The sequence below is a fragment of the Brevibacterium sp. NPDC049920 genome, assembly GCF_040656435.1.
Lineage (GTDB): Bacteria > Actinomycetota > Actinomycetes > Actinomycetales > Brevibacteriaceae > Brevibacterium > Brevibacterium pityocampae.
The window spans coordinates 1-22,821 of sequence record NZ_JBFAMF010000014.1 but is presented as its reverse complement, the minus strand read 5'-3'; the positions used below and the strand labels follow the sequence as shown (position 1 = coordinate 22,821).

Sequence of the window (22,821 nt, the reverse complement as noted above, 5' to 3'; positions counted from 1 at the left end):
CTACCAGCGCCCGAGCGGGAGTATGGCGGAACTGCAACACGGGATGCCCCCCCCTGCGCCTCAGTCGCTGTAGTCGACGGTTGACGGAGAGCGCGACTCACCAGTGCGCCGATTCCGTTCCTGCGATCATTCGTCTCCACTGATGGCGTCCCAGATCTCAGGGGCTACCCATCGTTCCTTTCCGCCACGGCCCCATCTGCCTTCGGATCTCAGCCACCCTTCGGCCTCGGCTGCTCTGATGGCCGTCGACGCGGTCGGTTGGCTGACGTTGAGCTCCCGCCTCACGCTCTCCACGGTGACCAGGGGGTTGCGGAAGATGATTTCGACGAGATGCGTCAATGCAGTCCTTTCGTTCCTGCGCGTGACAGCTTCTCGATACCGCTCCCGTGTGGAGATCAAGTGCTGCAGTCTGCGGGATGACGCGTCGGAGCGCACTTCGATTGCCCGGGCGAAGAACTGCACCCATTCGTCGATCTCACCGCGTTCTCTCACCGCCTGGAGCCGGTCGTAGTACTCGCGTCGGTGGGCTTCGAAGTATCCGGACACGTTGAGAGTGGGATGAGGCAGGATCCCGTCGCTGATGAAGCCGAAGAGTATGAGCAATCGGCCGATGCGGCCATTTCCATCGAGATACGGGTGAATGGTCTCGAACTGGTAGTGGAGAAGCGCGCTCTTGAGGACGGGCGCCATGGCGTGGTCGCCATTGGCGAATCGTTCCCAGTCGGTCAGGGCTTCGGGCAGATACTCATTGTGGGGCGGAATGAAAGCGGCTGTTCGGGGAGTGGCGTCTGCTGCCCCGATCCAGACCGGCGATCGGCGAGCCTCCCCGGGACTCTTCTCTTCCCCGCGAACGCCTGTCATCAGCACTTCATGCAGTCGATTGATGAAGCGTTGCGTCAGTGGCAGATCGGGCAGGAGCTCGACACCGAGCCTCATCGCAGCCAGATAGTTCTGGACTTCCTGGAGGTCCGGATCCACTGCAGACGAATCGGATACCGCTTCAGCAGAGAGAACATCACTGAGCGAAGCCTGGGTTCCCTCGATTCGAGAGCTCGACACGGCTTCCTGTGCCATCGACGGGGCCAGGAAGAGCGAAGGGTCCGGAACGATCAGACTCGCTCCCCCGAGCTTCCCCAGGGCCAGGCTCGCGCGGGAGAGTGCATCATTGGTCTCCTGTCGCAGAGATATCGAACGCGGAATCGGCGCCGGTCTGAAGAACGGGTGGTCCCACGCGAGCAGGGGGTCGGCGATGACGGTGCCGAACACGGAACTTACAAATCTGGCAGGGTCCACTGGATGATCTTATAAGAAACGCGGCCAGAATTTTTAAGTTTGTCGGATGAGGGGTCAGATCAGGGCGATTCGGAGGCCGCCTGCGCCTCAGCCGCTGTAGTCGACGACCACCGGTGCGTGGTCGGAGGCACCCTTGCCCTTGCGCTCCTCGCGGTCGACGAACGCATCCTCGGCCCGCTCGGCCAGAGCCGGCGAGGCGAGCTGGAAGTCGATGCGCATCCCCTGCTTCTTGGGGAACCGCAGCTTCTGGTAGTCCCAGAACGTGTAGACGCCCGGTCCCGGGGTGAAGGGTCGGGCGACGTCCGTGAGGCCGGCGTCGAGGAGCGCGGAGAATGCCGCGCGCTCCGGCTCCGAGACGTGCGTGGCACCGTCGAACTCGGCCATGTCCCAGACGTCGTCGTCCTCCGGTGCGACGTTGAAGTCCCCGCACAGCACCAGCCGGGTGCCGGCGTCCACGGTAAGCGTCCGGGAGACCTCCGCGCGGAGCGCCTCGAGCCAGGCGAGCTTGTAGGTGTAGTGCGGGTGGTCGAGTTCGCGGCCGTTCGGCACGTAGAGCGAGTGGACCCGCACCCCGCCGCAGTCGGCGCTGATCGCGCGGGCCTCGACATCGTCCTGGTCGCCGAAGCCCGGGACGTCGGGGAAGCCGATCTCGACATCCGCGAGCCCCACCCGGCTGGCGATGGCGACGCCGTTCCACTGGTTGAGCCCGTGGAACGCGACCTCGTAGCCGCGCTCGGAGAAGACCTGGGCGGGGAACTGGTCGTCGCGGCACTTGAGCTCCTGGATCGCCAGCACGTCCGCGTCCGAGCGGTCGAGCCATGCTCCGATCCGCTCCGCCCGGGCCCGGATCGAGTTCACATTCCACGTCGCGATTCGCATGCCCCCACTGTATTCGACGCCTCGGACACGGGGCCGGGGCCTGAGCGCATGGACACCGGAACGGGCCGGACCCGGAGCGCACTGCCTGGGGATCAGGGTCGAGGCCCGGGCGTTCCGGCCCGGAGCGAGGCCGGAGTTTCGCGGGCGCCGCGTCAGCGGCCCGCCGTAGGGTGATCCCATGGACCGTTCGCCCCACTCCCGCACCTCCGACGCCGTCTCCCACCCCGGCCGCGCCGCGCATGCCCCGGAGGGCCCCGTGCCCGTCGCCCTCGTCACCGGGGCCACGAGCGGGATCGGGCTGGAGTTCGCGCGGGCGCTCGCGGCCGACGGCTATCACCTGGTGCTCGTCGCCCGCACTCTCGCCCGGCTGGAGGAGACCGCCGAGGTGCTCGAGGACGAGTACGGCGTCCCGGTGCGAGTGCTCACCGCAGACCTCGCCGCCGAATCGGGGATCCGTACCGTCACCGGCTTCCTCGACCGCGAACGGGTCGACGTCGTGGTCAACAATGCCGGCTACGGGCTCAAGCACTCGGTGCTCCGCACGGGCCCTGCAGACCTCGTCGCGCTCGACCGGGTGCTCAACTCCGCCGTCCAGCAGATCTCCTGGCACGCCGCTCACCGGATGATCGAACGGGGTCGCGGCGGGATCGTCAACGTCGTGTCGATGGCCGCTCTCACCACCATGGGTGCCTACGCCGCAGCGAAGTCCGCCGCCCTCGTATTCACCGAGAACCTCGCCGCGGAGCTCGCCGACACCCCGGTCACGGCGACCGCGGTGCTGCCCGGGTTCGTGCGCACGGAGTTCCACGACCGGATGCGCGTGGACATGTCGACGATGCCGGCCATCGCCTGGGTCGCAGCGCACCAGGTCGCCCGGGAGGGGCTGGCGGATGCGCGCGCCGGGAAGGCGGTGTCCGTGCCGGGCCTGCAGTACAAGCTCGCCTACCTCCTCGCGCAGGCCGTGCCTCGGCCGCTGCTGCGAGGCCTGAGCAATGGATTCCGATTCCGCCGTCTGCGCCGCCCGGCCCGGCCCGGACCGCACTCCTGAACGGGCCGCACCCGCTGCGGGGGCCGTCCGAGTCCGATCGGGCGGCGCGGCGTGCCCGGGCGCAGTGACGAGGTGTGGACATCTGACAGTACTCGCGAGTAGCGGCGGCTCTACTCCACAGTAGGTCTGACCTGCGCCGACGCCCGGAGCGCCCGGGTGATGCCTGTGACCCGCACGAATTCGCGCTTGTCTATGCTTTTTGTGAGAAGACTGAGAGTAATCGAGCAAAGTGAACGCCCGGTTTACAGCCGTCGGAATCCTGTGGTCAAATGGAACCATTCGTCCGGTGGGGATCGGACGAATGAAACGGACGTATGGGGATGCGTCCGGGTACTCGAGGGGAGTGCTGCAGAAGTCCCGGGATGTCGCGGTCTCCGCGCCCCGGGACTTCTGTATTCACCACTCCGGCACCGGCGCCCCGTCGCCGTAGACTGGGGCCATGTCTGAGACCTCTGCCGCGGATGCGCGCACCCAGCTCCTCGCCCTCATCGACGAACTCGCCGTGGTCCGCGGCCGCGTCACGCTGTCCTCCGGCAAGGAGGCCGACTACTACCTCGATCTGCGCAGGGTCACACTCGACCACCGGTCCGCCCCGCTCATCGGCGACGTCGTGCTCGACCTGCTCGAGCGCGAGGGCTACCTCGACCGCGTCGACGCGGTCGGCGGCCTGACCATGGGAGCGGACCCGGTCGGCACCGCGGTCATGCACCGCTCCGTGGTGCGCGGCACCCCGCTCGACACCTTCGTCGTCCGCAAGGAGGCCAAGGCCCACGGCATGGGCCGGCGCGTCGAGGGCCCCGATGTCGCCGGGCGCCGAGTCATCGCCGTCGAGGACACCTCGACCACGGGCGGCTCCGTGCTCACCGCCGTCGAGGCGCTGCGCGAAGCCGGGGCCGAGGTCGTCGCGGTCGCCGTCGTGATGGATCGCAACACCGGAGCGAAGCAGCGGGTCGAGGCGGCCGGCCTGCCCTACCTCACCGCCCTCACCACCGCGGACCTCGGCCTCGACTAGATCCGCTCCACGCCCCGGCCGGCCCCCGATTCCAGCCCCCAGGCCCCGGCGAAGCTGCGGGGCGCCCCAGGGCCTCCTCGGCACCCCGGCACACCCCGCGCGGCGACTGGGAATTGTCCGGATAACGAGCGCCGGGCCGCCCCTCGGTTTGTGGCATGTCCCACCGTCGGGACACACTTGTCTCTGCGCACCCATCGGTCTGACGCGTGCGCACCCCTGGCGGAACAGAAGGACGATCAGTGCTCACACTCACAGGAATCACGCTCAAGTCGGGTCGCAAGACCTGGCTCAAGGACGTGTCATTCACCGCGAAGGCCCGCCGGATCACCGGCGTCGTCGGCCCCCGCGGCTCCGGCAAGACCGAGCTCGCCCGCATCATCATGGGCCTCATCGAACCGGACTCCGGGACCATCACCCTCGAGGGCCACGAGCTCGGGTTCGGCGACCGCCAGAACTTCGGCTACCTGCCGAGTGAGCGCGGCGGCTACCCGAACATGAAGGTGCTCGAGCAGATCGTCTTCTTCGCCCGCCTCCACGGGATGACCATGGGCGCAGCCGAGCGCAACGCCGTCACCCTGCTCTCCCGCCTCGATCTGTCCGACCGCGCCTATGCGCCGCTGTCGCACCTCTCCGGCACCGAGGTCGCGCGCGTCGACATCGCCGCGATCCTCGCCGCCGACCCGGACGTCGTCGTCCTCGACGAGCCCTTCGACGGACTCGACGCCGCGAGCTCGGAGAAGGTGTTCGAGCTCCTGCGCGACCACGCCGACTCCGGTGTGCCGATCGTATTCACCTCCGACAGCTGGGAGCTGACCCAGGCCGCCGCGGACGACATCATCGTGCTCTCGCACGGCACGATCGCCGGTGAGGGCACCCTGGCCGAGCTCCGCGCCGACCACCGCAGCTACCGCGCCGATTTCGCCGACGAAGCCTCGGCCACCGCCGCCGAGGCGCACCTCGCCGCGAGCCCGGGCGTCGCCACCGCCGCCCGCACGGGTGATTCCGTCGCCTTCGAGGCGAGCGACGTCGACGCCGCCGGGGCCGCCGTCACCGGACTGAGCGGTCTGCGCGGCTTCACCACCGTCGAGCCCAGCCTCGCCGAACTGTTCAAGGAGAAGGTGTGATGACGAATCCCAAGGACACCGGCGCCAACGGGCCGAAGCGCGACCTGTCCTCCGACCTCGGGAACCTCGAGGACGACGAATTCCTGGTCGAGGACGAGACCACGACGACCGAGGACGAGACCACGACGACCGAGGACGACGCCGTCGACCCGCAGGATCCCGCCACCGACGATCCCGATGACGATGAACTCGCCGACGACGATCTCGACGCGGATGCGGCCGACGAGGAGATCGAGGTCGCGACGATCGATGATGACGACGAGGTGCCCTACGAGCTGCGGGAGGACCGGCAGGACCCGGCGACCGAGCCGCGCACCGGCCTCGTCTCCGAGTTCCGCGATCTCACCGGCCGCCAGGCGGCCTGGCTCGTCTCCAACCGGGAGACGACCACGGCCTCGCGCAGCCCCCTGTTCTACGTCACCGCCCTCGTCATCGGGCTCGCCGTGCTCGCCGGCCTCGTCATCGGGCTCGGCAACGCGGACTCGACGAGCGACGGCTCCGACACCGCGGTCGCGGTCGTCGGGATCGGTGAGCAGGCCCCGCTGTTCGAACAGCAGCTCGGCATGACGGTCCTCGACGCGGAGAGCGTCGAGGTCGCCCAGGAGATGGTGCGCAACGGCGAGGTCGACGCCGCACTCATCCCCGACGTGACGGGCCAGGGCAACGACACGATCGTCGCGCTCAACAGCGAGCCGACCGCCGTGCTCGACAAGTTCGCCCCGCAGATGCCGGTGACCTACCTCGAGCCCCCGGCGGTCAACACCGAGGCCGCGAAGGCGCTCGGCTGGGGCCTGGCGTTCCTCCTCATCGCCTCGGTGATGACCCTCGGCGCGCTGCTCTACTCGAACATGCGGGTGGAGAAGCGCAACCGCATCGCGGAGATCATCGCCGCCACCATCCCGGCGAAGTCCGCGGCCTGGGGCCGGGTGTACGGCCTCACGCTGCTGTCGCTGGGGTACCTCGCGATCGCCGTCGGCGTGCTCCTTCTCGGACTCTCGATCGCCTCGCGCACCTCGCTCGCGGTGTCGATGATGCCGGGACTCGGCTGGTTCGCCGGCCTGTTCCTGCTCGCCCACCTCCTGTTCCTGTCGCTGTACCTGTGGGCCGCGACCGCCGCCAAGCGCCGCGGCCGCCAGGTGGGCGCAGGACTCACCGTGATCCTCGTGCTCGGCGGGGCGCTTGCGCCGCTGTTCTTCCTCAACAACTTCGAGGCGCTCAAGTGGATGTCGTGGATCCCGTTCACCGCTCCGGTGGCGACCCCGCTGCGCTACTTCGCCTCCCAGGCCGAGTGGTGGGAGGGTCTGATCGCGCTCGGCTCGGTGCTCGTCGCCGCACTCATCGCGTTCGCCCTCGCCTCCGCCGCCTACCGCCGCAACCTCCTGCGCGGCTCCGGTCGCACCGGTAAGACCGCGAAGGTCAAGGGGGATCGGAGCAAGGGCGCCGAGACCGAGGACGGCGACGACGACGCCGCGGAGACGAGCACGAAGGACGCGAAGTCGTCGAAGGGCGCGAAAGCTGCCACGGGCGCGAAGTCCGCGAAGTCCGGGAAGTCCGGGAAGTCGACGACCGCTGGCAGGTCCGAGGACGTCGATGGCGCGGACCTCGATGACGCGGACGTCGAGGATTCCGACCCGGACGAGGATGCCGCGGAGGAGTCCACGGCCACGACCGCGAAGTCGACCGGGAAGTCGACCGGGAAGCCCGCTCCGGCGACGAAGGCCGCGAAGACCGCGACCGGGAAGTCCGCGGCGAAGCCGGGTACCGCCGGGAAGTCCGGGAAAGCCGGCTCCTCGGCCGCCTCGAAGCGGAAGAAGCCGGGCGCTCGGTGACCGAGCAGCACCAGGACGACGGGCAGGCGGGCTCAGCAGAGCGCCTGCCCGTCGGCGTCGGACCGTGGGAGGGCCCGCTGCCGGCAGGCGACCACTGGGACCCGGAGCTGCTCGCCGCCGGTGACCGCCGCAACGTCGTCGACCGATACCGCTACTGGACGCTCGAGGCGATCGTCGCCGACCTCGACCGGTCCCGCCACTCGTTCCACGTCGCCGTGGAGAACTGGCAGCACGACCTCAACATCGGGTCCGTGGTGCGCACCGCCAATGCCTTCAACGCCGCCGCCGTCCACATCGTCGGCCGGAAGCGGTGGAACCGCCGCGGGGCCATGGTCACCGACCGCTATCAGCACATCCACCACCACCCCGACGCCGCTGCGCTCGCCGCCTGGTGCGCCGAGCGCGGACTGAGCCTCATCGGCGTGGACAACTTCCCCGACTCGGTGCCGCTGGAGACCTTTGAGCTGCCCGAGGCGTGCATGCTCCTCTTCGGCCAGGAGGGCCCCGGCCTCACCGACGCCGCGCACGCCGCGTGCGATGCCGTGCTCTCGATCGAGCAGTACGGGTCCACGCGGTCGATGAATGCCGCCGCGGCCGCCGCGATCGCGATGCACGCCTGGATCCGCCGGCACGCCTTTGGCCAGCTCGCCGCCGGGGCCCCGGGCCGGGACCCGGCGCCCGAGCGCCGGTGAGCCCGCACCTCGGGCACGGGGACGGCAGGACCGGGGAGTCCGCTGCCCACGGGCCGGCCCGGCAGTGGCGCGGGAGGCCGCCTGCCGCATAGGTTTGAGCCAGCACTCATCGTCGAAAGGCTCGGCCATGTCCCCGGCACCCACCGCGTCCCTGCCGCCTCGCGCTCGGCGTTCACGTCTCGCCGGGGTCGCACTCCTCCTGCTCACCCTGTTCGTCCTCACCGGCTGTGTGAAGCTCAACTCCGACCTCGACGTGAGCACGGACCTCACACTGTCCGGGACGATGTCGGTGATGATGAAGAAGTCCGCGGTCGAAGATCTCGGGCAGACCACGGACGAGGCCCTGGAAGAGATGACCGGGGACGTGCCGGACATGTCCGACCGCGGCGTGACCACGGGGGAGGTGCACGACGAGCTCTACGTCGGTATCCGGTTCACCCTCGATGACGTCGACCCCACCGAGTTCACCGAGGACGAGCTCGGATTCATCTCGCAGCTCTCGCTGAGCGAGCAGGACGGCACGATCTCCCTGTCAATGCCCAACCCGGTGGCGATGCCGTCGATGGACATGCCCGCCCCGCCGACCGGCGGCTACCCCGGCGCCGCACCCGGCATCGACACCGGTCTCGGCGTCGACAGCATCCGCTCGATGCTCGACGAGTCGGTCATCGCGTTCACCTTCCCGGGTAAGGTCATCGATGCGCCCGGTGCGGAGGTCAACGGCTCGACCGCGTCCTGGGACCTGCAGACCTTCGAGGGCGAAGAGCTCACCGCCGAGGCGCAGGTCTCCGGGTTCCCGTGGTGGGTCCTCATCGTCATCGGCATCATCGTGATCCTCGGGATCGTGGCACTCATCATCGTGCTCATCGTCATGTCGCGGAAGAAGAAGCGGCAGCAGCAGGGCGCCGGATTCGGTGCCCCGGGTGCGCAGTACGGTGCCCCCGGCGGTCAGGGGTACCCGGGCGGACCTGCAGCGGCAGCCGGTCCCTACGGCTCGGGTCCGCAGCCGGGTCAGTACGGCTCGGGACCCGCGCCCGGCCACCACGGCCCCGGACCCCAGCCCGGTCAGCAGCAGCCCGGCCCGTACGGCTCGGGGCCCGCACCGGGGTACGGCTCCGGACCGGCACCTGCGGGCTACGGCGGACCCGCGGGCTCCCCGCCGGTGCAGCCGGGCAGCGGCCACCCCGGAGGACATCCCCAGGGCGGGCCGCAGATGCCCGGTCAGCACGCGCCCGGGCAGTACCCTCCTGGGCAGCAGGGAGGATTCCCCGGTCAGAACCACCCGGGTCAGGGTCATCCGGGACAGAACCCGCAGGACCGCTTCCGGCCACCGCGGCGCTGAGTTCGACGCCGACCCGGCCGCAGCGGTGAGCCGGGCGGTCGGCCCGGTCGCAGCACTGAGCACCCCCGGCAGGACCGGCTGACACGACAGAGCCCCTCGGGTGACCGAGGGGCTCTGTGCTGTCGGAGACCGGGACTCAGCTCACATCTGCGGCTTCCGGCTCGATGAGTCCGCCGAGCCCGGCGAGCTCCGCGACGAGCGAGTCCTCGTCGTCGAAGGTGCGCGGGATGACGGTGAGGCGCTTGGCGTAGTGGCCGATGGGGTACTCCATCGTCATGCCGATGCCGCCGTGCATCTGGATCGACTCCTGGCTGATCTGCTCGGCGGCGTCGTCGACGATGATCTTCGCGGCGATGACGTCGGCGTGACGCGACTTCGAGGTGCCGTCCACGTCCTGCGTGATCGCGAGCTTCGAGTACAGCGCCATGCTCTTCGCGCCCTCGAGAGTCGCGTACATGTCCGCCGCCCGGTGCTGGAGCACCTGGTTGCGGCCGATCGGCGCCCCGAACTGCTCGCGGGTGTGGAGGTACTCCGCGGTCATCTTCAGCGAGGCCGACATCGCACCGACGGCCTCCGCGGCGAGCGCGGCGTTGGCGGTGTCGATGACGCGGGCGATCGCATCGCTCGCATCGCCGGTGCCCAGACGGGTGGCCGGTGCGTTCTCGAACAGCACCGAGGCGGTCTTGAGGCCGTCGGCCTGCGTGCGCACGTCCACGGTCACGCCCTCGGCCTGCGCGTCGACGAGGAACAGGCCCACGCCGCCGTCGACGGCCGCGGACACGACGAACTGCGTGGCGGCGTCGCCGCCGAGCACACCGGACTTCTCACCGGTGAGCGTCGCGCCGTCACCGGACACCGCGGCGGTGGTCGCCGGGCTGGTGAGGTCGTAGCGGCTGTTGGGCTCCTGGCCGGCGAAGGCGAGGAAGGTCGTGCCCTCGGCGACGCCGGGCAGCACCTGTGCCTTCTGCTCGTCGGTGCCGACGGCGTCCACCAGGCCGCCGCCGAGCACCACGGTGGGGAGGTAGGGCTCGAGCACGAGGGCACGGCCGAACTCCTCCATCACCACGGCGACCTCGGCGAAGCCCATGCCGGCACCGCCGTGCTCCTCGGCGAACGGGAGTCCCAGCAGGCCGATCTCGGCGTACTGGTTCCACATCTCCTCGCTCCAACCCCGGTCGGTGGCGAGGAGGGCTTCGCGGGTGCCCGCGTCGTACTTGGTCTTGAGCAGGCGGGCGACGGTCGAGCCGAGCTCCTGCTGAACATCGGTGAGTTCGAGATCCATGGGGCGATTCTCCTTCGAATATCGTCGCGGCTCAGAGGCCGAGCAGAGCCTTGGAAATGATGGACCGCTGGACTTCGGACGAGCCGCCGTAGATCGTCACCTTGCGGTAGTTGAAGTACGCCTTGAGGGCGTCGGAGGCACCGGGCGGCAGGGTGGTGAAGCCGTCGGCGACCTCGCGGGAGTCGACGAAGTCGAGGGCCTGCGGGCCGAGCACGTCGACGAGCAGCTCGGTGATGTCCTGCTGCAGCTTGGAGCCGCGCAGCTTGAGCACCGAGGACCGCGGGTCCGGCTTGTCGGAGCCTGCCGCCTGGGTCGACAGGATGCGCAGCTGGGTGAACTCGAGCGCGGTGAGCTCGGCCTCGACCTTGGTCAGGCGCGCCGAGAACAGCGGGTCCTGCAGGAGCGTGCCGCGCGGGGTGCGGGTGGTTGCGGCGTAGGCCTTGACGCGGGCGAGTGCGACCTTCGAGGCGCCGATCCGGGCGATCCCGGTGCGCTCGTTGCCGAGCAGGAACTTCGCGTAGGTCCAGCCCTTGTTCTCCTCGCCGACCAGGTTCTCGACCGGGACCTCGACGTTCTCGAAGAACACCTCGTTGACCTCGTGGCCGCCGTCGATGAGCTGGATCGGGCGCACGGTGACACCCGGGGTCCTCATGTCGATGAGCAGGAAGGAGATGCCGGCCTGCTTCTTCACGTTCGGATCCGTGCGCACGAGCATGAAGATCCAGTCGCCGTACTGGCCGAGCGTCGTCCAGGTCTTCTGCCCGTTGACGATGTACTTGTCGCCCTGCTTGACCGCGGTGGTCTTGAGGGAGGCGAGGTCGGAGCCGGCGTCGGGCTCGGAGAAGCCCTGGCTCCACCAGATGTCGAGGTTGGCGGTCTTGGGGAGGAACCGCTCCTTGATCTCCTGGCTGCCGAAGGTCGCGATCACCGGGCCGACCATCGAGGCGTTGAACGCCAGCGGCGCGGGCACGGAGGCGAGCTGCATCTCCTCGAGCCAGATGTGGCGCTGCACCGGAGTCCAGTCCTGGCCGCCCCACTCGACGGGCCAGTTGGGCACCGCGTAGCCGTGTTTGTTGAGGATCTGCATCGAGGTGACCATGTCCTCTTTGCTCAGTTCCTCGCCGATCGCGTTGCGGCGACGGATGTCCTCGGGGATCTCGGTGCGATAGAACTCGCGCATGTGCTGTGCGAACTCGAGTTCTTCCTTGCTCAGCAGATTATCCATGGATCTTCCTCGATCGTTCGTTCAGGGATGGGGTCTGTCATCCCAGTGTAGTAGCCGGAGTGGCGACAGTCACAATTGACCGTTACTGCTGAGTAAGGTCGGATGCCCGCCGCCGAGGCGCCCTCGGCCGGCGAGCTGCCGGCACCGCGCGATCGGCACGACGAGCTGTCACGGATGCTCGAGAATCCGCCCGGGTCTCGAGCACAGGTGGCAGGTCGATGGCGCTGCGTGATCGATCGGCCCGCGCGATCAGCTCTCCTGTGCGCGCACCTCGGCCGGTCGGCCGACCGGCAGGAAGAGGATCAGGCCGACGGCGAGGACGAGGGCGATCCCGATCGCGCCGGCGCGCTGGAAGCCGAGCAGCATGATGAAGGTCGAGAACATGAAGGGGCCGAGGAAGCTCACGGCCCGCCCGGTCGTGGCATAGAGTCCGAAGTTCTCACCGGCCCGCTCCGGCGGCGTGATCCGGGAGAGGAAGGAGCGCGAGGCGGCCTGCACCGGGCCGACGAACAGGCACAGCCACATCGCCGTGACCCAGAACACCGTCTTCGAATCGCTGACGATGATCGGCAGGGAACCGGCGATGAGGCAGACGAGCCCGACGATGATCACCGCGCGCGGTCCGAACCGGTCGTCGAACCAGCCGGCGCTCACCGCGCCGATCCCGGCGACGAGGTTCGCCGCCACCCCGAGGTAGATGACCTCCGCACCGCTGAAGCCGTAGGAGCCGAGTGCGATCACCCCGGCGAAGGCGAAGATCGTCGTCAGGCCGTCGCGGAACACCGCCGAGGCGAGGAAGAACTTGAGCGTCTCCCGGTCGCTGCGGAACAGGTCGAGGATCCGTTCGACGACGTGGAGGAGGTCCCGGCCCCACTGCCGCACCATGCCGCGCACACCCCCACCGGGCCCGGCCGCCGCGCCCGGCACATCGCGCGGGCCGAACACGAGCAGCGGGACGGCGAACACCGCGAACCACACGCCCGAGGCCGCCGCCACGATCCGATACCGCATCCCGTCCTCGTCGGTGGCGCCGAACAGGCCCACCTCCGGCTGGATCACGGTGAACAGGAGGATGACGAGGAGCGCGAGCCCGCCGAAGTAGCCCAGCCCCCAGCCGAAACCGGAGATCCGCCCGGCGGTGCTCGGCGTGGAGATCCGGGAGAGCATCGCGTTGTAGAACACCTCGGCGAGCTCGTAGAAGATCCCGGCGAGCCCGAGGAGCAGCAGGCCCGGCCACAGGTAGCCGGGGGAGTCCCGGATGAAGAACATGCCGAGCACGCAGGCGACGACGAGGAAGGTGTTGACGCCGAGCCACAGCCGGTGCCGACCGCTCGAATCCGCGCGGGTGCCGACGGCCGGGGCGAGAAGGGCGACGACGACCCCGGCGATCCCGGTCACCCAGCCGAGCGCCGCGGAGCCGGCGACCTCGTCCGCCGCGACGCCGGAGGTCAGGTAGGGGGCGAAGACGAAGGTGACGACGACGGCGCTGTACGCCGAACCGCCCCAGTCCCACAGCGCCCACGACAGCACGGTGCGCTTGGGTGCGGTCCCCGAGGGGCGGGGCACCTCGGATGCGGGACGCTCCGTCTCGGGGGTGCTCATACCGGGCACTCTAGCCGTGCACCTCGTCACACGGGGCGTCCAGGGGATGAAACCTGGGAATCTCCCGAGTATCCTCGTCACGGTACGACACCCGGGACTCACGGAACCCAGGCCATACGGAACCCAGATCTCACGACGATTCAGCGAATACGGAACGGACACCCGGATGAACGCATCAGATAGCACCGGCGCGGCCGGCGCGCGCGCCGACACCCGCGACGACGGCGTCGACCCGATCGACCCCGATCTCGAACCGCGGCACCAGATCGCCGAGGACGACACCGACGCGCAGATCACCGAGAAGCTCAAGCGGCAGGGAGTGCGCCTGGGCCGCGGCAACGTCGCACCAGCGGTGTTCTGGCCGTCGCTGCTCGTCATCCTCGCCGTCGCGGTGATCGCGATCCTCGCCCCCGGCCCCACCGACACCGCGCTGCAGGCGGTGCAGGGCTGGATCGTGACGAACCTCGGCTGGTACTACATGCTCATCATCGCCGGGTTCATCGTGTTCGTCGTCGGCATCGCGCTCTCGAAGTTCGGGCGCATCCGGCTCGGCGACGACGACGAGCGCCCCGAGTTCGGGCTCCTGTCGTGGTTCGCGATGCTGTTCTCCGCCGGCATGGGCATCGGCCTCGTGTTCTACGGCGTCGGTGAGCCGCTGACCTACGCCACGTCGAGCCCGAAGCCGGGCTGGAGCGGCGACGAGACCGAGCTCGCGCAGCTCGCGATGGCGCAGACCTTCGTCCACTGGGGTCTCCACCCCTGGGCCATCTACGCCGTCATCGGCCTCGCGCTCGCCTACGCCGTGCACCGCCGCGGCCGTCCGATCTCGATCCGCTGGGCCCTCGAACCGGTGTTCGGCGAGCGCGTCAAGGGCTGGGTCGGCGACGTCATCGACATCCTCGCGATCTTCGGCACCGTGTTCGGCGTCGCGACCTCGCTCGGCCTCGGCGTCCAGCAGATCGCCTCGGGCATGTCGAGCCTCGGCGTCGTGGACACGGTCGACAACACGATCCTCGTCATCCTCATCGTCGTCATCACCTTCCTCGCCACCCTGTCCGTCGTGTCGGGTCTCGGCAAGGGCATCAAGTGGCTGTCGAACATCAACCTCTCCCTCGCCGGCATCCTGCTCATCTCGGTGCTGCTCCTCGGCCCGACGCTCTTCCTGTTCCAGAACTTCATCGAGTCGCTCGGCACCTACCTCGCCAACGTCCTCGACATGTCCTTCGACGTCGGCGCCTACACCGGCGAGGAGGGGGCCGCGTGGAACTCCTCGTGGACGATCTTCTACTGGGGCTGGTGGATCTCCTGGGCGCCGTTCGTCGGCGTCTTCATCGCCCGGATCTCCCGTGGGCGCACCATCCGCGAGTTCATCGCCGGCGTCCTCCTCGTGCCCACGATCGTCGGCTTCTTCTGGTTCTCCGTGATGGGCGGCGCCGGCATCTACCGGCAGATCTTCGGTGCCGGAGACCTCGTCGACCCGGAGGCGGGCGTCGTCGCCGAGGCCGCCCTGTTCGACGTGCTCACCGGCCTGCCGCTGGGCACCATTCTGTCGGTCGCCGCGATCGTCCTCGTCGCGATCTTCTTCATCACGTCCTCGGACTCCGGCTCGCTCGTCGTCGACATGCTCGCCTCCGGCGGCCACCCCAACCCGCCCACGTGGTCGCGCGTGATGTTCGCCCTCCTCGAGGGTGCGCTGGCGATCGGCCTGCTGCTCGCCGGCGGTCTCCAGGCGCTCCAGGCGGCCTCGCTCGCCACCGCGCTGCCGTTCAGCGTGGTCATGCTCCTCATGGCCGTGTCCACCCTGCGGAGCCTGCAGGTGGACCAGGCGCTGCGGGAGAAGCGGGAGCGGGAGGAGCGCTACGCGATGCTCAGCGGCAAGCTCGCCGACGACTTCGACCACGCGTTCGGCCGGCAGGTCGACACGCGCGTCGACGACCGGATCGACTACCGGCTCTCCCGCACCACCGGCCCGTTCACCCGCGGCCGAGCCGAGGCGCCGGGTGCCGGGGAGGCCGCTCGCGCAGACGGCGGGGCGCCGCAGGGCGAGTGACCCGGGCCCGAGGCGCCCGCCCGGACCGGCACCGGGCGGGCGCCTCGGCGCCGTCCGCACCACCCCGTCCGTGGTCTGCGCCATCCCGCCCGTGCTCTGCGCACCCCCGTTGCCGCGGTGCCGCGCCGCGCGGAATCGGCGGGCACCTGGGGGCGGGCTCCTGGGAGCCCCGTGAGGGGCGCGCTGATGACTGGCACCGGCCGGGCGGACGTGAAAACATCGGAGGCAGGACCCGCACGCCGCCGATTCCGAGCGCGGCCCGGTGGAACAAGGAGACGACATGCCCATTGCAACTGCTGAGGTCTACAGCGAGCTTCTCGACCGCGCCAAGTCCCGCGGCTTCGCCTATCCGGCCGTCAACTGCACCTCCTCCCAGACGATCAACGCCGCGATCCGCGGCTTCGCCGAGGCGGAGTCCGACGGCATCATCCAGATCTCGACCGGCGGCGCGGAGTACATGTCCGGCCCGACGATCAAGGACCGCGTGCGCGGCGCCGTGGCGTTCGCCGCGTTCGCCCAGGAGGTCGCCAAGAGCTACGACGTCAACATCGTGCTCCACACCGACCACGCGCCCAAGGACGCCGTCGAGGCGTGGGTCAAGCCGCTCCTCGAGCTCTCCGCCGAGCGCGCCCGCAACGGCGAGCAGCCGCTGTTCGGCTCCCACATGTGGGACGGCTCCGCGGTGCCGCTCGACGAGAACCTTCAGATCGCCGAGGAGCTCCTCGCGCTGTCGGCGAAGGCGAACACCCTGCTCGAGGTGGAGATCGGTGTGGTCGGCGGCGAGGAGGACGGCGTCGAGAACGCCATCAACGACAAGCTCTACACCACGGTCGAGGACGGCCTGGCCACCGCGCGGGCGCTCGGCACCGGTGAGAAGGGCCGCTACCTGACCGCGCTGACCTTCGGCAACGTCCACGGTGTGTACAAGCCGGGCAACGTCAAGCTCCGTCCCGAGCTCCTCAAGGAGATCCAGGACGCCGTCGGCGCGGAGGTTGGCAAGGAGAAGCCGTTCGACCTCGTGTTCCACGGCGGCTCCGGTTCGACGGCGGAGGAGATCGCCGCCGCGGTGAGCCACGGCGTGGTGAAGATGAACATCGACACCGACACCCAGTACGCCTTCACCCGGCCCGTCGCCGACCACATGTTCCGCGACTACGACGGCGTGCTCAAGATCGACGGCGAGGTCGGCAACAAGAAGCAGTACGACCCGCGCGCCTGGGGCAAGGCCGCCGAGGCCGGCATGGCCGCGCGCATCGTCGAGGCCTGCGAGAATCTCGGGTCCGCCGGCAACGCGCTCAAGTGACCGACGGTGCGGAGGTCGTCCTCCGCACCGCTCAGGCCGGCCCCGGGGAGGCGTCCGGTCCGGGGATGCGACTGTTCCTGCAGACGGCAGCCGAATATCGGCCCTTCGGGGCTGTTTGCGACTGAATTCCATCGTCTGCTCCAGAATCAGTCGCATCGAGGTGCGGGAGGGCCGCAGCCGGCGCGGCCGGGGAGGCCGGGGAGGCCGCGTGCCCGGCCCGCATGCCCCGCGAAAGTGACGATTCGGTTGCATTCGCACTTCGAAGCGGCGAACAGGGGCAGGGAGTTCCGGAAGGGACTACGATGATCCGTGTCTTTCAGCCGATGCCCACGGAACAGGGATGGCGTGCTCAGATCTGAGCGCAGCAGCCGCCCACCGCCTCGCGCGATGTCGGCCGAGCCCCAGCGGATCTCCACCCTGAGATCCCGACCGAGATAAGGATGTATCGATGACTCGCACTCGTGCGCTGCTCAAAGCCGGTGCAGCACTGAGCGCCACCGCGCTCCTGCTGTCCGCCTGCTCCACCTCCACCACCGACACCTCGGGAGAGGGCGGTGAAGGCGGCGGTGAGGCCCTGACGATCGGCACCACCGACAAGGTCACCGTGCTCGACCCGGCCGGCTCCTACGACAACGGCTCGTTCTTCGTCATGCAGCAGGTGTTCCCGTTCCTGCTCGCCTATACCCCCGGCACCGCCGAGACCGAGCCCGACGTCGCGGAGTCCGCCGAATTCACCGAGCCGACCAAGTACGAGGTGAAGCTCAAGGAGGGCCTGAAGTTCTCCAATGGCAACGACCTCACCTCGTCCGACGTCAAGTTCAGCTTCGACCGTCAGAAGTCGATCCAGGACCCCAACGGACCGTCCTCGCTGCTCGGCGGCCTCGAGTCGATCGACACCCCGGACGAGCAGACGGTCGTCTTCAACCTCGCCCGTGAGAACGACCAGACGTTCCCGCTCGTGCTCGCCGGCCCGGCCGGCCCGATCGTCGACGAGGACGTGTTCTCCGCCGAGGAGATCACCGCCGACGACGACATCGTCTCCGGTGAGGCGTTCGGCGGCCCGTACGCCATCGACTCCTACCAGTTCAACGAGCTCGTCTCCTACAAGGCCAACCCGGAGTACCAGGGTGCGCTCGGTGAGCCGAAGTCCGACGCGGTGCAGATGCGCTACTACACCGACGCGAACAACATGAAGCTCGACGTGCAGAGCGGCACCATCGACGTGGCCTGGCGCTCGCTGTCGGCGACCGACATCGAGGACCTCGGCGGCGACGACAACCTCACCGTCCACGAGGGCCCCGGCGGCGAGATCCGCTACATCGTCTTCAACCTCGACTCGATGCCCTTCGGCACCGAGACCGACGAGGCCGACGAGGACAAGGCCAAGGCCGTGCGCCAGGCGATGGCCCACTCGATCGACCGCGAGGCGATCGCCGAGCAGGTCTACAAGGGCACTTACACCCCGCTGTTCGGCCACGTGCCGGACGGCCTGCCCGGTGCGGCCGAGGAGCTCAAGAGCGCCTACGGCGACGGCAGCGGCGGCGCGGACGTCGAGAAGGCCAAGCAGGCCCTCGAGGACGCCGGCGTGGAGACCCCCGTCGAGATCAAGCTCCAGTACAGCCCGGACCACTACGGTCCGTCCTCGGGCGACGAGTACGCCCAGATCAAGGACCAGCTGGAGAGCACCGAGCTGTTCACCGTCGACCTCCAGTCGACGGAGTGGGTGCAGTACGCCGAAGAGCGCATCGACGCCTACCCGCAGTACCAGCTCGGCTGGTTCCCGGACTACTCCGACGCGGACAACTACCTCGTCCCGTTCTTCTACAACACCGAGGACTCCCCGAGCTTCCTCGGCAACGACTACACCAACGACGAGCTCAACCAGAAGCTCGACGAGCAGGTGTCGATGGAGGACGAGGGCGAGCGCACCACTGCGATCGAGGACATCCAGAAGACGCTGTCCGAGGACCTGCCCACCCTGCCGCTGCTGCAGGGCGAGCAGATCGCCGTGGCGAACTCCGAGGTCACCGGCATCGAGGACACCCTCGATCCGTCCTTCCAGTTCCGTCTGGCACTCCTCGGCAAGTGATGCCGAACGGTCGGGCGGTCCTCGCCCGGCCGGCCGGGTGACGTCACCCGATCACCCGGTGGGCACCTCGGCCGAGGCGCCCGCCGGCACCACCACCGCAGCGGGGCGGGTAGGATCTTCCTGCCCGTCCCGCTGCGGCGTCCGGGTCTCCCTGGGCCCGGCCCGTGCGAGCCGCCCGCGTGATCCGCGGACAGCGCCGCCGCACCACACCCCTGCTCCCCAGCCCGATTGCGAATCCATGACAGCCAGCGTGCAAGCCCCGGAACTCGCCGAGGGTCCGGTCAAGTCCCCGAAGACCCGTCAGGGCTCGGGACTCGGCCGGTACATCCTCGTCCGCTTCCTCCTCATCATCCCGACCGTGTGGATCCTCACCACCCTGGTGTTCTTCCTCATGCGGATCACCGGCGACCCGATCACCGCCGCACTCGGCGGCCGGCTGACGCAGGCGCAGCTCGCCGAGCGCGTCGCCGCCGCCGGCTACGACCGCCCGCTCATCGTCCAGTACTTCGAGTACATGGGCGGTCTGCTGCGCGGCGACTTCGGGACCACCCTGTCGGACAACCGGCCCGTCACCGAGGTCCTCCTGACCTACGGCGCGGCCACGCTCGAGCTCGTCTTCTTCGCCCTCATCGTCGCGTTCCTCGTCGGCATCCCGCTCGGCATGGTCGCCGCGAAGTTCCGCGACCGCTGGCCCGACGCGGTGCTGCGCGTGCTCGCGATCCTCGGCTACGCCACCCCGGTGTTCTTCGCCGGCCTGCTCCTCAAGCTCGTGTTCGGCGTGATGTGGCCGGTGCTGCCGGTCGCGGGACGCGCGACCGGGAACACCGAGCTCCTCATGTCCGGCGTCGTCGGCCCCACCGGCCTCTACCTGCTCGACGCCCTGCGGATCGGCAACATGGACGCCGCCGGGGACGTGCTGCGCCACGCGGTGCTCCCGGCCGTCGCGCTCGGCCTGCTCACCGGCGGCACGTTCCTGCGGCTCGTGCGCACGAACCTCATCGGCACGCTCGGCAACCAGTACATCGAGTCCGGCCGCTCGCGCGGGGTGTCCGAGTTCCGGCTCGTCACCAAGCACGCCTACCGGCCCGCGCTCATCCCGATCATCACCGTCATGGGCATGCAGATCGCCCTCATGCTCGCCGGCGCGGTCCTCACGGAGACGACCTTCGAGTGGAAGGGGCTGGGCTTCCAGCTCGCCCAGTACCTGGCCGCGCGCGACTTCGTCGCCGTCCAGGGCATCGTCGTCCTGCTGGCCGTGATCGTCGCGCTGACGAACTTCGTCGTCGACATCATCGCCGCTCTCATCGATCCGCGAGTGAGGTACTGATGAGCACCGAGATCACCCCCACCCCCGGCGCTCCCGGAGCGCCCGCCCCCGAGGCGTCCGCGACCCCCGGCGCCCCGTCGAGCTCCCGTTCGCGCTGGTCGCGCCTGCCGGTCATCAGCCACCTGCGCCAGTCCGTCGGCCTGCAGCGGGGGATGCTCATCAGCGGCCTGGTGATCTGCGCGCTCGTGCTCATCGCCGCGATCTTCGCCCCGCTCATCGCGCCCTACGACTACGCCCAGCTGCGCACCCCGGAGGGGGCGTTCGGCGCCCAGCAGTCGCCCAGCGCGGCCCACATCTGGGGCACCACTGTCGGCGGCTTCGACGTGTTCTCCCGGGTCATCTGGGGTGCGCGCACCGCGGTGTTCGTCATCATCGTCGCCGTCGTCATGTCGCTGTTCATCGGCGTGGCGCTCGGTCTGATCTCCGGCTACATCGGCGGCTGGCTCGACCGGATCCTCGTCGTCGTCGCCGACGCGATCTATGCCTTCCCGTCCCTGCTGCTCGCGATCGTCATGACGATCGTGATCTCCGGCGGGCAGTCGAACGTCGTCGGCGGCGTCCTGGCCGCGGCGATCTCGATCACCGTCGTGTTCGTGCCGCAGTACTTCCGCGTGGTGCGGGCGGAGACCGTGCGCCTCAAGGCGGAGCCGTTCGTGGAATCCGCGCAGGTCATCGGGGAGTCGAAGTTCCGCATCATCACCCGCCACGTCTACCGCAATGCGACGCGCAACATCCCGCTGATCTTCACCCTCAACTCCTCCGAGGCGATCCTCACGCTCGCGGCCCTGGGCTTCCTGGGCTTCGGCATCGAGCCGACCTCGGCCGCGGAGTGGGGCTACGACCTCAACAAGGCGCTGTCCGACGTCACCTCGGGCATCTGGTGGACCTCGGTGTTCCCGGGCCTGGCGATCGTGCTCACGGTGCTCGGCATCACGCTTGTCGGCGAGTCGATGAATGACCTCAACGACCCGCGCCTGCGCGTGCGCCGCCGGGCCCGCGGCCGCGGGCGGGCCGGTGCCGGCGCGCAGGGTGCTGCCGGGTCCTCGGCGACTGCGCCCGGTGCCGCGGGCACCTCGGCGACCGGATCCTCGGCCGCCACGACGACGAAGGGGGATCTGCGATGACCTCGGACAACCTCGCTGCAGCGCACGACGAGAGCGGCCGCGCCCGGAGCGCCGGTGCTGCGCGCGCCGGCACGGGCGACGCCTCCGGCCACGGCGCGGGCGAAGCCCGGCTGACGATCTCCGACCTCGACGTCACCTTCGCCACCGACGCCGGCGACGTCAACGCCGTCAACGACCTCGACCTGAGCGTGCGCCCGGGCGAGGTGCTCGCGATCGTCGGCGAGTCCGGCTCCGGCAAGACTGTGACCGCGAAGTCGATCCTCGGGCTGCTCGCGGAGACCGCGACGACCGGCGGGGCGATCGTCCTGTCCGGCACCGATGTGCTCACCGCCTCCCCGCAGAAGCTGCGGCAGATGCGCGGGGCGGATGTGTCGATGGTGTTCCAGGAGCCCTCGACCGCGCTCAACCCGGTGTTCACCGTGGGCTGGCAGATCGCGGAGGGCCTGCGCGCCCACAACCCGAAGATGAGCAGGAAGGCGATGAGGGCGCGCGTCGTCGAGGCGATGGAGAAGGTCGGCATCCCGAATGCCGAGGAGCGCCACGACTACTACCCGCACCAGTTCTCCGGCGGGCAGAAGCAGCGCATCGTCATCGCGATGGCGCTTGCGCTCGGGGCGGAGCTCATCGTCGCCGACGAGCCCACTACCGCGCTCGACGTCACCGTGCAGGCGGAGATCCTCGACCTGCTCCGGGACCTGCGCGACGACATGGGCACCTCGATCGTCCTCATCACCCACAATATGGGCGTCGTCGCCGACCTCGCCGACCGGGTGGCCGTGATGTACCGCGGCGACCTCGTCGAGACCGCGGACGTCCGCACCCTGTTCGCGAATCCGACCCACGAGTACACGCGCGCGCTGCTCGCCGCCGTGCCCCGGCTCTCCGTCACCGAGGTGCCGGCCGCCGATGGTGCTGGCGCCTCGGCGGGGGCTGCGGCGGGCACTGCGTCCGCCCCGACACGGGCGGATGCGCCGGCGGGCGCCTCGGCGGAGGCGGCGGCCGCGGCTCCCGGTGCGGATCCGGCTGCGGACGTGCGCCCGGATGTCGCGCCGGTGGTCGTCGCGCGCAACCTCGAGATCGTCTACCCGGGTGGTTTCGGCAAGAGTGACTTCACCGCGGTGGACGGCGTGAGCTTCGAGATCAGGCCGGGCGAGGTGTTCGGCCTCGTCGGCGAATCGGGGTCGGGCAAGACGACCATCGGGCGCGCGATCGCGGGTCTGACCCGGGCGACCGGGGGTTCGCTCACGGTGTTCGACCACGAGATGGTCGGGTTCAGGGAGAAGGCGTTCCGACCCGTGCGCAAGCGGATCGGGTTCGTGTTCCAGGACCCGGCGGCCTCCTTCAACCCGCACCTGTCGATCGGCGAGTGCGTGGCCGAGCCGCTCGCGGTGCACCGCCCCGAGCTCAGCGATCAGCAGCGCCGGCGGGCCGCGCTCGACCTGCTCGAGGCCGTGCAGCTGCCGCAGTCCTATGCCGCCCGGTTCCCCCACGAGCTGTCCGGCGGGCAGCGCCAGCGTGCGTCCTTGGCCCGCGGCATCGCGCTCGACCCGGAGCTCCTCATCGCCGACGAGCCGACCTCGGCACTCGATGTTTCGGTGCA

General features: G+C 69.5%; 17 protein-coding genes. 12 read left to right on the top strand and 5 right to left on the bottom strand.

Annotated features, from left to right (window positions below; all coding sequences use genetic code 11):
• Window positions 1-126: 126 nt before the first annotated feature.
• Together AB0I45_RS12505 and AB0I45_RS12500 are read right to left on the bottom strand one after the other, a co-directional pair.
• On the bottom strand, window positions 127-1,266 hold the full coding sequence (locus AB0I45_RS12505) for a Fic/DOC family N-terminal domain-containing protein (RefSeq protein ID WP_360318583.1): 1,140 nt from the start codon (window positions 1,264-1,266) through the stop codon (window positions 127-129).
• 114 nt (window positions 1,267-1,380) lie between these two features.
• On the bottom strand, window positions 1,381-2,172 hold the full coding sequence (locus AB0I45_RS12500) for an exodeoxyribonuclease III (protein WP_360318580.1): 792 nt from the start codon (window positions 2,170-2,172) through the stop codon (window positions 1,381-1,383).
• A 178-nt stretch (window positions 2,173-2,350) separates the two neighbouring features.
• On the opposite strand from AB0I45_RS12500, the gene AB0I45_RS12495 reads away from it, so the two are divergent.
• From AB0I45_RS12495 to AB0I45_RS12470, 6 genes are all read left to right on the top strand, one after another.
• Window positions 2,351-3,220, top strand: a complete 870-nt coding sequence (locus tag AB0I45_RS12495) for an SDR family NAD(P)-dependent oxidoreductase (RefSeq protein ID WP_137318730.1) — start codon at window positions 2,351-2,353, stop codon at window positions 3,218-3,220.
• A gap of 439 nt (window positions 3,221-3,659) precedes the next feature.
• A complete protein-coding gene (gene pyrE / locus AB0I45_RS12490; RefSeq protein ID WP_137318731.1) occupies window positions 3,660-4,232 on the top strand; it encodes an orotate phosphoribosyltransferase in 573 nt (190 codons plus the stop codon).
• 239 nt (window positions 4,233-4,471) lie between these two features.
• Window positions 4,472-5,356 (top strand): ATP-binding cassette domain-containing protein, encoded by an 885-nt coding sequence (locus AB0I45_RS12485; RefSeq protein ID WP_360318575.1) that lies wholly within the window; start codon window positions 4,472-4,474, stop codon window positions 5,354-5,356.
• Window positions 5,356-7,185 (top strand): ABC transporter permease, encoded by a 1,830-nt coding sequence (locus AB0I45_RS12480; RefSeq protein WP_265809264.1) that lies wholly within the window; start codon window positions 5,356-5,358, stop codon window positions 7,183-7,185. Before AB0I45_RS12485 ends, AB0I45_RS12480 begins: the two co-directional genes overlap by 1 nt.
• Window positions 7,182-7,877, top strand: coding sequence for a TrmH family RNA methyltransferase (locus tag AB0I45_RS12475; protein WP_137318734.1), 696 nt, complete (start codon window positions 7,182-7,184; stop codon window positions 7,875-7,877). The genes AB0I45_RS12480 and AB0I45_RS12475 overlap by 4 nt, the downstream gene beginning before the upstream one ends.
• Window positions 7,878-8,004: 127 nt before the next feature.
• Complete coding sequence (locus tag AB0I45_RS12470; protein WP_360318570.1) at window positions 8,005-9,219, top strand: hypothetical protein; 1,215 nt, start codon at window positions 8,005-8,007, stop codon at window positions 9,217-9,219.
• Window positions 9,220-9,355: 136 nt separating this feature from the next.
• On the opposite strand, the gene AB0I45_RS12465 is transcribed toward AB0I45_RS12470, so the two are convergent.
• The 3 genes from AB0I45_RS12465 to AB0I45_RS12455 form a co-directional block, all read right to left on the bottom strand.
• Window positions 9,356-10,501 carry an acyl-CoA dehydrogenase family protein gene (locus tag AB0I45_RS12465; protein WP_360318567.1) on the bottom strand — a complete coding sequence of 382 codons (1,146 nt, stop codon included), beginning with the start codon at window positions 10,499-10,501 and terminating at the stop codon, window positions 9,356-9,358.
• Between the two features lie 31 nt (window positions 10,502-10,532).
• Window positions 10,533-11,726: an acyl-CoA dehydrogenase family protein gene (locus tag AB0I45_RS12460; protein WP_137318737.1), complete on the bottom strand. Its 1,194-nt coding sequence runs from the start codon at window positions 11,724-11,726 to the stop codon at window positions 10,533-10,535.
• Window positions 11,727-11,975: 249 nt separating this feature from the next.
• Window positions 11,976-13,328, bottom strand: coding sequence for an MFS transporter (locus tag AB0I45_RS12455; protein ID WP_360318563.1), 1,353 nt, complete (start codon window positions 13,326-13,328; stop codon window positions 11,976-11,978).
• A gap of 166 nt (window positions 13,329-13,494) precedes the next feature.
• Here AB0I45_RS12455 and AB0I45_RS12450 point away from each other — a divergent pair, with 166 nt between their 5' ends.
• From AB0I45_RS12450 to AB0I45_RS12425, 6 genes are all read left to right on the top strand, one after another.
• Complete coding sequence (locus AB0I45_RS12450; protein WP_137318739.1) at window positions 13,495-15,378, top strand: BCCT family transporter; 1,884 nt, start codon at window positions 13,495-13,497, stop codon at window positions 15,376-15,378.
• 280 nt (window positions 15,379-15,658) lie between these two features.
• Complete coding sequence (gene fbaA, locus AB0I45_RS12445; protein WP_137318740.1) at window positions 15,659-16,681, top strand: class II fructose-bisphosphate aldolase; 1,023 nt, start codon at window positions 15,659-15,661, stop codon at window positions 16,679-16,681.
• 448 nt (window positions 16,682-17,129) lie between these two features.
• A complete protein-coding gene (locus AB0I45_RS12440; RefSeq protein WP_265809269.1) occupies window positions 17,130-18,770 on the top strand; it encodes an ABC transporter substrate-binding protein in 1,641 nt (546 codons plus the stop codon).
• A gap of 238 nt (window positions 18,771-19,008) precedes the next feature.
• Window positions 19,009-20,097 carry an ABC transporter permease gene (locus AB0I45_RS12435; RefSeq protein ID WP_295689705.1) on the top strand — a complete coding sequence of 363 codons (1,089 nt, stop codon included), beginning with the start codon at window positions 19,009-19,011 and terminating at the stop codon, window positions 20,095-20,097.
• Window positions 20,097-21,221 (top strand): ABC transporter permease, encoded by a 1,125-nt coding sequence (locus AB0I45_RS12430; protein WP_360318557.1) that lies wholly within the window; start codon window positions 20,097-20,099, stop codon window positions 21,219-21,221. The genes AB0I45_RS12435 and AB0I45_RS12430 overlap by 1 nt, the downstream gene beginning before the upstream one ends.
• Window positions 21,218-22,821 (top strand): ABC transporter ATP-binding protein (locus AB0I45_RS12425; protein WP_360318554.1); only part of this gene is annotated, 1,604 nt, incomplete at its 3' end. The genes AB0I45_RS12430 and AB0I45_RS12425, both read left to right, overlap by 4 nt.